Origin of the sequence: Streptomyces sp. PA03-1a, from assembly GCF_033792805.1 — a bacterium.
In the GTDB taxonomy this organism is placed as follows: domain Bacteria; phylum Actinomycetota; class Actinomycetes; order Streptomycetales; family Streptomycetaceae; genus Actinacidiphila.
On record NZ_JARAVO010000312.1, the window covers coordinates 1 to 9,317 of the forward strand.

General features: G+C 72.8%; 10 protein-coding genes. 7 read left to right on the plus strand and 3 right to left on the minus strand.

Annotation, left to right across the window (positions count from 1 at the left end; all coding sequences use genetic code 11):
* On the minus strand, window positions 1-513 hold a 513-nt coding region (locus tag PV341_RS40985), incomplete at its 3' end, for an MOSC domain-containing protein (RefSeq protein ID WP_500360487.1).
* A 164-nt stretch (window positions 514-677) separates the two neighbouring features.
* Here PV341_RS40985 and PV341_RS40990 point away from each other — a divergent pair.
* From PV341_RS40990 to PV341_RS41000, 3 genes are all read left to right on the plus strand, one after another.
* Window positions 678-1,490 (plus strand): class I SAM-dependent methyltransferase, encoded by an 813-nt coding sequence (locus PV341_RS40990; protein WP_500360498.1) that lies wholly within the window; start codon window positions 678-680, stop codon window positions 1,488-1,490.
* Window positions 1,491-1,555: 65 nt separating this feature from the next.
* The gene (locus tag PV341_RS40995; RefSeq protein ID WP_500360488.1) at window positions 1,556-1,873 is read left to right on the plus strand and encodes a hypothetical protein; all 318 of its coding nucleotides are present in this window, start codon (window positions 1,556-1,558) and stop codon (window positions 1,871-1,873) included.
* A 280-nt stretch (window positions 1,874-2,153) separates the two neighbouring features.
* Complete coding sequence (locus tag PV341_RS41000) at window positions 2,154-2,393, plus strand: hypothetical protein (protein ID WP_500360490.1); 240 nt, start codon at window positions 2,154-2,156, stop codon at window positions 2,391-2,393.
* A gap of 28 nt (window positions 2,394-2,421) precedes the next feature.
* Here the strand turns inward: PV341_RS41000 and PV341_RS41005 are convergent, their stop codons facing one another.
* A complete protein-coding gene (locus PV341_RS41005) occupies window positions 2,422-3,309 on the minus strand; it encodes a LysR family transcriptional regulator (protein WP_499510217.1) in 888 nt (295 codons plus the stop codon).
* A 274-nt stretch (window positions 3,310-3,583) separates the two neighbouring features.
* On the opposite strand from PV341_RS41005, the gene PV341_RS41010 reads away from it, so the two are divergent.
* The 4 genes from PV341_RS41010 (at window position 3,584) to ligA (ending at window position 8,034) form a co-directional block, all read left to right on the plus strand.
* Window positions 3,584-4,423, plus strand: a complete 840-nt coding sequence (locus PV341_RS41010) for an alpha/beta fold hydrolase (protein ID WP_500360492.1) — start codon at window positions 3,584-3,586, stop codon at window positions 4,421-4,423.
* 62 nt (window positions 4,424-4,485) lie between these two features.
* Window positions 4,486-5,490, plus strand: coding sequence for an NAD(P)H-dependent flavin oxidoreductase (locus tag PV341_RS41015; RefSeq protein WP_500327076.1), 1,005 nt, complete (start codon window positions 4,486-4,488; stop codon window positions 5,488-5,490).
* 18 nt (window positions 5,491-5,508) lie between these two features.
* Complete coding sequence (locus PV341_RS41020) at window positions 5,509-5,934, plus strand: hypothetical protein (protein WP_500327074.1); 426 nt, start codon at window positions 5,509-5,511, stop codon at window positions 5,932-5,934.
* 66 nt (window positions 5,935-6,000) lie between these two features.
* Window positions 6,001-8,034 (plus strand): NAD-dependent DNA ligase LigA, encoded by a 2,034-nt coding sequence (ligA, locus tag PV341_RS41025; protein WP_500360494.1) that lies wholly within the window; start codon window positions 6,001-6,003, stop codon window positions 8,032-8,034.
* Window positions 8,035-8,078: 44 nt separating this feature from the next.
* Here ligA and PV341_RS41030 read toward each other — a convergent pair.
* Window positions 8,079-9,317, minus strand: a 1,239-nt coding sequence (locus PV341_RS41030) for a D-alanyl-D-alanine carboxypeptidase family protein (RefSeq protein WP_500360496.1), incomplete at its 5' end; no start/stop codon positions are given.

A 9,317-nucleotide genomic window follows, 5' to 3' on the forward strand; every position in this document is an offset into this window, starting at 1 on the left:
CGGGAGTTCGGCCTCGACGGGGTCCTGGGGGCGGACGACTCCGCCGCGGAGGACCACGCCCATGACGCCGGACTTGAAGGTGAACTCCCCCGACACCGGGTCCAGGGCGAACATCTCGCCGAGCAGGCCCTTGCGGAAGTCGTTGATCTTCGAGCAGGGGTTGCGCAGCCCCGTCACCTCCACCACGGCCTCGTCGCCGAGGTGCAGCAGGGTGCCGGTGGGCAGGCCCAGCAGGTCCACGCCGCGGGTGGTGATGTTCTCGCCGAGCCGGCCGGCCGAGATGCCGAAGCCCTTGAGCGCGAGCTCGTCGAAGAGTTCCTCGTGCATCAGGTGGACCTGGCGCAGGTTCGGCAGGTCGGGCTCGTAGGTCATCCGGAACTGGTGGCGGATCGTCTCGCCCGCGTGGACGTCCCCTTCGACGCCGAGCCCGGCGAGCAGCGTGACGGAGTCACGGTTGGGCTTGCTGAAGGCGTACGTCGCGTGGCGGCTCACCGCCGTGACCCGGCCGGCCATGTCCCATCCCCACCTGTCCTCGGTCCGCGTGGCAGGCCGATCCTAGCCTCGAGCTTTCACGAGGTGGGCTGCCCGTACGCGATCAGCCCCCGCCACCGGCCCTGGACCGCGGTGATTAGGCTGGCGCGGTGACTGATGAGCAGGAGCGGGTCCAGCCGTCGGGAGTGTGGGCCACGGCTGTGGGGGTGGCCAGGGTGCGCGCGCTGGAGACCGAACGGGAGAACGCGCTGTTCCGGGACCCACTGGCACAGGCCTTCGCCACCGCCGGCGGCCTGTGGCCCTCCTCGCCACCGCCCGGTGACGAGACCGCGCGACGCCGCCGGCTGGCCGTGTCGTTCTCCATCGTCATCAGGACGAAGTTCCTCGACGACCTGTTGCAGCAGGCCTCCGCGTCCGGGGTCCGGCAGGTCGTGCTGCTCGGCGCCGGCATGGACAGCCGGGCCTTCCGGATGGACTGGCCCGAGGGCACCCGGCTGTTCGAGGTCGACACCGCCGCGCCACTGGACTTCAAGGCTTCGGTGCTGCGCCAGGAGCGGGCCGTCGCACGCTGCGAGCGGATCACCGTCGCGGTGGATCTGCGTGAGGACTGGCCGGGTGCGCTGGCCGCCGCAGGGCACGACCCGGCCCTGCCGACCGTGTGGATCGCCGAGGGACTGCTGATCTATCTGCCCGAGGACGCGGTGGAGCTGCTGCTGGCCCGGATCAGCGCGCGGTCGGCGCCAGGCAGTCGGATGGGGCTGACCTTGGGCTCGCGCGGCGTGATCGAGCGCTTCGGCGCGGACGCCGTGCCGGGATCGGCGGCGTCCATGTGGGTCTCGGAGATGCCCGACGACCCGGTGGGCTGGCTGGCCGGGCACGGCTGGGAGGCCGGCAGCCACACCCTGCGCGAGCGCGCTGCCGCCTACGGCCGCCCGATCGGCACCCCGCCGCAGGGCGAGGAACGGCCCGGCGGACTGATCTCGGCGGTCCGCCGGTAGAGCGCGTTCCGGTTCCCTGACGACCGACGGACCGTCACGAAGCACCAAGGCTGGATACTCGGACCGTGGACAGCTACGCGGGGGCGGCGACGCTCGAGTGGTGGGCCAACCGGTCGACGTGCCTGGGCTCGTTCGAGGTGCACGTCGAGATCGAGGTCGCCGGCTCCACCTGGACCTGCCGGGCGACACTCGCCGGCCCTCCCTCGGGGGACGAGAAGGAGGGGTTCGACTTCCTGATGGCCCTCGACCCGGTCTTCACCCTGCGCCTCGACGCGAACGGCACGCTCCTGGTCGGCGTCACCGAGGTGCACGACGGAGGGCGGCTCGCCCTCACCGCGCACGAGGCAGCGGAATCAATCGGCTCCCGGCAGTTGTGGCACTAGGTCGTGTCGTCAAAGGAGCTCCCTCAGCTCCGCTGGGGGTGCCCCCAGGTGCGGTGCATCGCAAGGCGGAGAGTCGTCCTCGTAGTGGGCTACTCGGACGATTCGACAACTCCCCCGGGCCGAAGGCTGGGGGAGTGCCGTGCCTGGGGGCACCTCCCAGCGCCGGCTGGGGGAGCGTCGCGGGGCAGGCGGCAATTTGACGACACGGCCTCGCACCCGTTCAGTGGCCCACCGGGTCGGCCTGCACTCGCCACCATCTCTGTTCGAGATGACCGGCATCATGATTCAGCTCGACGCGGGCGCCCGGTCACGGCTCAACAGCGCCTTCATGGCGCCCTTCTTCGCGGGTGGCGCACTCGGCTCCCGGCTCGGGTCGCTCGCCTACCACGCCGGCGGCCGGACGGCGGTGAGCGTCCTCGGTGCCGCCCTGCCGCTGGTCTCCCTCGCCTACTGGGCGACGGAGCGCCGCCCCGCCCGCAAGGACACCGCGGCCACGGACGCGCCGGCCGTGATCCGGTGACGCCCCTGGTCGGCGGGCCCCACCGTGCTCATCCCGTCGTCTCCGCCGCCGTCCGGGGGGTGATGTGCCGCAGCAGCGCCTCGACCGCGGGCGACATGTCCCCCCGGCGGCGGACCACCATGACCTTCCAGGCGGGGGCGTGCTGCACGAACCGGCGTACGGAGAGGTCCGGGAACCGGGCCGCGATCGACGCCGGCATGATGCACACCCCGAGGTCGTGCCGGACCAGCTCGGACGCCGCCACGATGTCGTTCACCTCGAACACCGTGGACCGCTCCACGGCGGCGGCCCGGAAGGCCCGGTCCACCGAGTAGCGAATGGCCCAGCCGGGCAGGAAGTCCACGAAGGGCATGCCGGAGATCTCGTCGAGGCGCACCAGGTCCTCCTCGGCGAAGGCACGCGTCGGCGAGGACACCAGCAGCATCTCCTCGCGCGACAGCAGACGGGTCACCAGCCCCCGTTGCTGCTGCCGGTCGAGCGCCACCACGCCGAGGTCCACCGTGCCCTCGCTCAGCGCCTGCCGGACGTTGGCCACCGGTGCCTGCTGCAGACGTACGCTCACCCCGGGGTGCTCCGCGCGCAGCCCCGCCAGGGCGCGGTGCAGGCCGGCCCAGACGCCCTGCATGATGGCGACCGTCACGCGTCCGCGCACCTCACCCCGTACGGCGTCGACCACCGCTCGCGCCTCCTCGGCCGCGCGGAGCGCCGCACGGGCGGCGGGCACGAACGCCTCCCCCGCCGGGGTCAGCGACACGCGGTGCGTGGTCCGGTCGAACAAGGCGCTGCCCAGTTCCTTCTCCAGCGCCCGCACCGTGCCGGACACCGCGGACTGCACCACGTGCAGCCGCTGCGCCGCCGCCGTGAACCCGCCCTCCTCGGCGACCGCGACCACCACTTCCATCTGCCGTAGGTCCATGCGAACCGCCGCCGTCCCTTTCCCGTGGCCCGAACCGGGCGGTCATCTCCACCGGTGATGACCCACGCTGTCCAGCATCGCATCGGGTGACCGGAGCGCACGGCGACGTCACGGCTGCCCGGCACCCTGCGAGCACGGCACTCACCGCGAAGCGGCCGATCCACAGGGTGACCGGCACGGGGAATCACCCCGCCGGGAACAGCATCGCCTCGCGTGAAGTTGCACAAACCACCACATACCAGCACGGACGGCACCCACTCCGAGGCGAATGCCCATGCGAGCGGAGCAGCACATCGTGACACCGGACGCCGACATCGCCTTCTGGGACGAGGGGGACGGCGAGGCGGTACTGCTCGTCCACGCCTCCTTCGGCGCCGACTGGTTCGCACCGCTCGCCGGGCTGCTCCCCGGCTTGCGGGTCGTACGCACCCATCGCGCCGGGTACGGCCGGAGCCGGGACCTGAGCGGCCGGCTGGGCGTCACCGACCACGCCCGGCACCTCGCGGAGGTGCTCCACGCCCGGGGGATCGGGCAGGCGCACGTGGTCGGCCACTCGACCGGCGGCACCATCACCCTGCAACTGGCCGCCGCGTACCCGGAGCTCGTCTGGTCGATGGTGCTGCTGGAACCGGCGTTCCCGTACGCCCCCGACGAGCCGGAGAGCGACGCCATGCGCCGGGCCGTCGCCGCCGCGGAGGAGGGCGACCTGGCGCGGGCCTACGGCTTCTTCCCGGGGAGCGTGTGCGCCCCCGGCTACCTGGGCGTCATGACCCGTGCGCTCGGCACGGAGGGCTTCAGGAGGTCGGTGCTCAGCGGCAGGTACTTCTTCGACCACGAGCGCGCGGCGTTCGCCGCGTGGGACGCCGACGCCGCCGGCCTCGACGGCCTGCCGCAGCCGGTGCTCCTGGTGGCGGGCGGCGAGGGGGAGCGCCTCAACAGCCCCTACCGGGCTCGGAACCGCGCGCTGGCCGGACGGCTCGCCCGGGCCCGGCAGGTGACGCTCCCGGGCGTCAGCCACGCGATGCCCCTGGAGGACCCCTCCCTCGTCGCGTGGACCGTCCTCGACTTCATCCGGCGTCACCCCGTCGAGGCAGGGCATCGGCCGTCGGGGTGACGCTCCGCCCGCGTGACGCGTCGCAGCGGCGACAGCGCGACGGCGGGCGCTTGCATCAGCACATGGCGACCGTACCCATCCCGCTGCGCACCCCGTTCACCGACCTCGTCGGCTGCGACGTGCCGATCCAGCTGGCCGGCATGGGCTGGGTGAGCGGGCTGGACCTCGCCGACGCGGTGTCCGCGGCAGGGGCGCTCGGCATGGTGGGCTACCCGATGGTGCCACCGCCCGTGCTCACCGACCTGCTCGACGCGGTACGGCGGCGCACCTCCCGCCCTGTGGGGGTCAACTTCATCCTGCCGCTGCTCGAGGACGAGGCGTGCGTCGACGTCGCCGCGGAGCGGATGCCGGTCGTCGAGTTCTTCTACGCGGATCCCGTCCCCCGCCTGGTCACCCGTGCCAAGCGCGGCGGGGCGCTGGCCGCCTGGCAGGTGGGTTCGGTCGAGGAGGCCCGGGCCGCGGCCGACGCCGGGTGCGACTTCGTCGTCGTCCAGGGCAGGGAGGCGGGCGGTCACGTGCGCGGGGTACGGCCCCTGCTCCCGCTCCTCGACGAGGTGCTCGACGCGGTCGACGTCCCCGTCGTCGCGGCGGGCGGCATCGGCGCCGCGCGGTCCCTCGCCGCGGTGCTGGCCGCCGGGGCGCACGCGGCCCGTATCGGCACGCGGTTCGTCGCCACGCACGAGTCCGATGCGCACCCGCGGTACAAGGAGGCCCTGATCAGGGCGGGTGCCGGCGACACCGTGCTGACGACGCAGTTCTCGACCGGATGGCCGGACGCGCCGCACCGCGTCCTGTCGGAGTGCGTCGAGCGCGCACGCGCCCTGGACACCGACATCGCCGGCGAGGCGGTACTGGGCGGCGTGCCCGTACCCGTCCCGGCGTCCAGCCCGTTCTGCCCGCTCCGGACCACGACCGGGCATCTGGACGCGATGGCCCTCTACGCGGGCGAGGCGGTCGGCACGGTCTCCCGCATCGAGTCGGCCCTCGACGTCGTCCGCGAACTCGCCGACGGGGCCGCCCGGCTGCTGTGCAAGGCGTCCGGCGGCATCGGCAAGGAGCCCGCCTGAGCACCGTACGATGCGCGTGTGCGCTACTTGGCGGAGTCCTTCGCTGTCGGGGCCCTGAGACGGGGCCGTCCGGTGGAACAGTTCCTCGGGCCGATCGGTGCGCCCGAGCGCCCTGGCGTCAGGGTCGTCGAGGTCCGGCCGGCGAAAGCGGTGTACGAGGTCCACGTCCACGACCTCGAGGACGTCGGGCACGCGACCTTCATGGACCTGGTCGAGTTTCCGCCGCTCGACCCGGAAGCGGAGGAGGAGGCGTTCGGCCGCCTCGTCGGCACCGCCGACGATCCGCTGGCCGCGCTGGTGACCGCTGAGGAGCGCACGGGTGCGCTGCGGTCGCGCTGGGTCAACCAAGGCATCGTGCAGGACGAGTACGGGGACTTCGTAGCGGCGGGCCGGCCCGCGCTCATGCGCCCGGACGGGCAGCCGTGGCCCGCCGGCAGCCGCTGACGGGCCCGGCCCGCCCGGGGCCGCTTGACCGGCTCACTGTCAGACCCGTGCACCAAGATGCGGCACATGACGACAGTGATCGCTGCCCCGCTGATGTCCCGTGAGGACTACCGCTCCGCCGTCGACACGGCCCTGCAGGCGTGCGCCGCCTACTACGCCGACGGGACGAGCCCGCTCGACGACGCCGCGTACGACCTGCTGGCCGGGCGCATCCGCGACTACGAGCTGGACCACCCCGAGGACGTCCGGGAGGACTCCCCAACGGGCAAGGTGGGCGGTGGCGCCGCCCCGGCGGGCGATGTCGCCCACACCGTTCCCATGTTGTCCCTCGACAATGTGTTCAGCCCCGAGGAACTGGTGAAGTGGGACGCGTCCGTCGCCCGCCGGCTGGGCGCGCCGGTTCAGGGCGGCTACGTCACCGAGCCCAAGCTGGACGGCGCGGCCGTCGCCGCCCGGTACGTGGACGGGCGCCTGACACAGCTCGTCACCCGGGGCGACGGCACCACCGGCGAGGACGTCTCCCATGCGATCGGGTCGATCGTGGGCCTGCCCCTGGAGCTGAACTCACCGGCCACCTTCGAGGTGCGCGGGGAAGTCCTGCTCACCCGGGAGCAGTTCGCGGCGGCCAACGCCATACGCACGGCCCACGGGGCGAAGGTCTTCTCCAACCCGCGCAACGGCACGGCCGGGACGCTGCGCGCCAAGGACCGCCCCTACGTGATCGAGACGACCTTCTACGCGTACGGCGTGGTCGGCCTGCCCGCTGACACGCACACGGAGATGATGGAGGCGGTCGCCGCCGCCGGGGTGCAGACCACGGCCGCGACACCGGCCGGGCCGCGCGTCTGCAGCACGGTGGAGGAGGTGCAGCGCCGCGTCGACGAGATCGCCGGGCTGCGCGCGGAGCTGCCGTTCGGCATCGACGGCGTCGTCATCAAGGCCGATGCGGTCGCCGAGCAGGAGAAGGCCGGGTTCGCCACCCGCCACCCGCACTGGGCGACGGCGTACAAACTCGCCGCCGCCGTACGGCAGTCGAAGCTCCTCGCGGTGGAGTGGAACGTCGGACGCACCGGCATCATCGCGCCGCGGGCCGTGCTGGAGCCGGTCGAGGTCGACGGCAGCGTCGTCAGGTACGCGACGCTGCACAACCCGAAGTTCATCCGCGACAGCGGCATGATGATCGGCGACACCGTCATGGTGTGGAAGGCCGGCGACATCATCCCCCGCATCGAGGCACCCGTGGTGGAACTGCGCACGGGCGACGAGACGCCCGTGGTGTTCCCCGAGTCGTGCCCGACGTGCGGCGGCGAGATCGACACCTCCGGCGAACGGTGGGAGTGCGCGGGCGGCACTGGCGGCGGATGCGGGCTGCTCGCCGCGCTGCGGTACGCCGTGGGCCGCGACCAGCTGGACATCGACGGTCTCGGCATCACCTACCTGGAGGCCCTCGTCGACGGCGGCGCGGTCGCCGACGTGGCCGACCTGTTCGGCCTCACACGTGGGCAACTGGTCGACGCGACCCGCAGCGAGAAGCGCGCCGACACCGTGGTGGCGCAGATCGAGGCGGCCAGGGCCAAGCCCCTCAACCGGGTGTTCTGCGCGCTCGGCATCGTCCGCACCGGCCGTACGCTGTCACGGGAGATCGCCCGCCACTTCGGCACGATGGACGCGATACGCGCCGCCGACGCCGACGCCCTGGCCGCGGTGCACAAGCTCCCGGCGGCCAACGCCCCCAAGATCGCGGCCCACATCGCGGCCATGGGACCCGTCATCGACAAGCTCGTCGCCGCGGGCGTCACCATGACCGAGCCCGTGGCGCCGGCCGCCGCCGCCACGCCAGGCGAGGCCAAACCCCTGGACGGTCAGGTCGTCGTCATCACGGGCGGCATGAACGGGCCCCTCGCCGGCAGGAACCGCAACGAGATGAACGAGCTCGTCAGCAACGCCGGCGGCACCTCCTCCGGCAGCGTGTCGAAGAAGACCACCATCCTCGTCGCGGGCCAGGGCGCGGGCTCCAAGCTCGCCAAGGCCCAGGAACTGGGCACGAGGGTGCTCACCGAGCAGGAGTTCGCGGACCTGGTCGCCGACTACCTCGTCTAGGGATCCGGGGTACCCGCCCTGGGCGGGGGGATCGCCGACCCGCGTCAGCCGAGGCGGGTGAGCTTCGAGCCGATCGACGGCGAGGACAGGTGGCGGCCGAGGGCGACGGGGACCTTGACGGCGCTGTCGTCGTCCCCGACGGTGAGGGTGCCGAGGGGGGCGCCGGCCGGCGCCGCGTGCGGGACGCCCTTCTCGGGGGCGTGCAGGGAGAGGCGGACCTTCAGTCCGCTCCAGCCGATCGCCTGGACGTCCTCGGCCGCCATGACCTCGGTGCGGCCGCCGAGGCCGTCGTCCACGTAGCCGACGACCTCACCCTTCCTGACCACCGTGTCCGAGGCGAGGGCGCCCAGCGCGGCCTGGAGCAGGGTGTTGCTGCGGCCCAGCACCGTGTCGAGGATGTCGGCCTTGTGCTGCCCCAGCATCGCTCCGATGACGAGCTGCTGCGTGCCGCCGAACTCACGGACCGCCGCGAAGAGGAGGTTGCCGCCCGCCTTGGTGCTGCTGCCGGTCTTGATGCCGACGACGCCGCCGGAGCCGACGAGCTGGTTGACGTTCCTCTGGACGTCGCCGTTCAGGTCCGTGTACCGGGCCTTGGCGGCGAGTTCCGCGAAGACCTCGTCCTTCATCGCCGCGTGCGCCAGCTTGACCTGGTCGCTCGCGGTGCTGACGGTGGTCGCCTCCAGGCCGCTCGGGTCGGTGTACGTCGTGTCGTCCATCCCGAGTTCCCTGGCGGTGGCGTTCATCTTCCTCACGAACGCCTCCTCCGTCCCCGCGTCCCAACGGGCCAGCAGGCGGGCGATGTTGTTGGCCGAGGGCAGCATGACGGCCTCCAGCGCCTCGTACTCGCTGAGCTTCTGCCCTGCGGTGACCTTGACGACGGACTCCCCCTCCGTCTGCCCGCTGCCGAACTGGTCCTCGGCCTTGCGGTCGACCTCGACGGTCTTGCCCTCGCCGTCGTCCCCGATGGGGTGGTCGCGCAGGATGACGTAGGCCGTCATCACCTTCGCGACGCTCGCGATCGGCACCGGCCGCTGCACGCCGAACGTACCGATCCGGCCCAGCCCTTCGGCTTCCAGGACCGCTTGGCCCTCGGCGGGCCACGGCAGCGACGGTCCGTCGCCGCCGAAGGTGTAGGAGGGCGCCGCGGTCAGCTTCAGCGTGGGCGCCGGCAGCGGGCGCAGCGCCTGGACCACGCAGAAGACCAGCGCCAGCAGCACGACCACCGGAAGCCAGAGCCTCACCGGGCTCACGGGGGTGCGCTCCTCCGCGACCGGTGGCGGGGG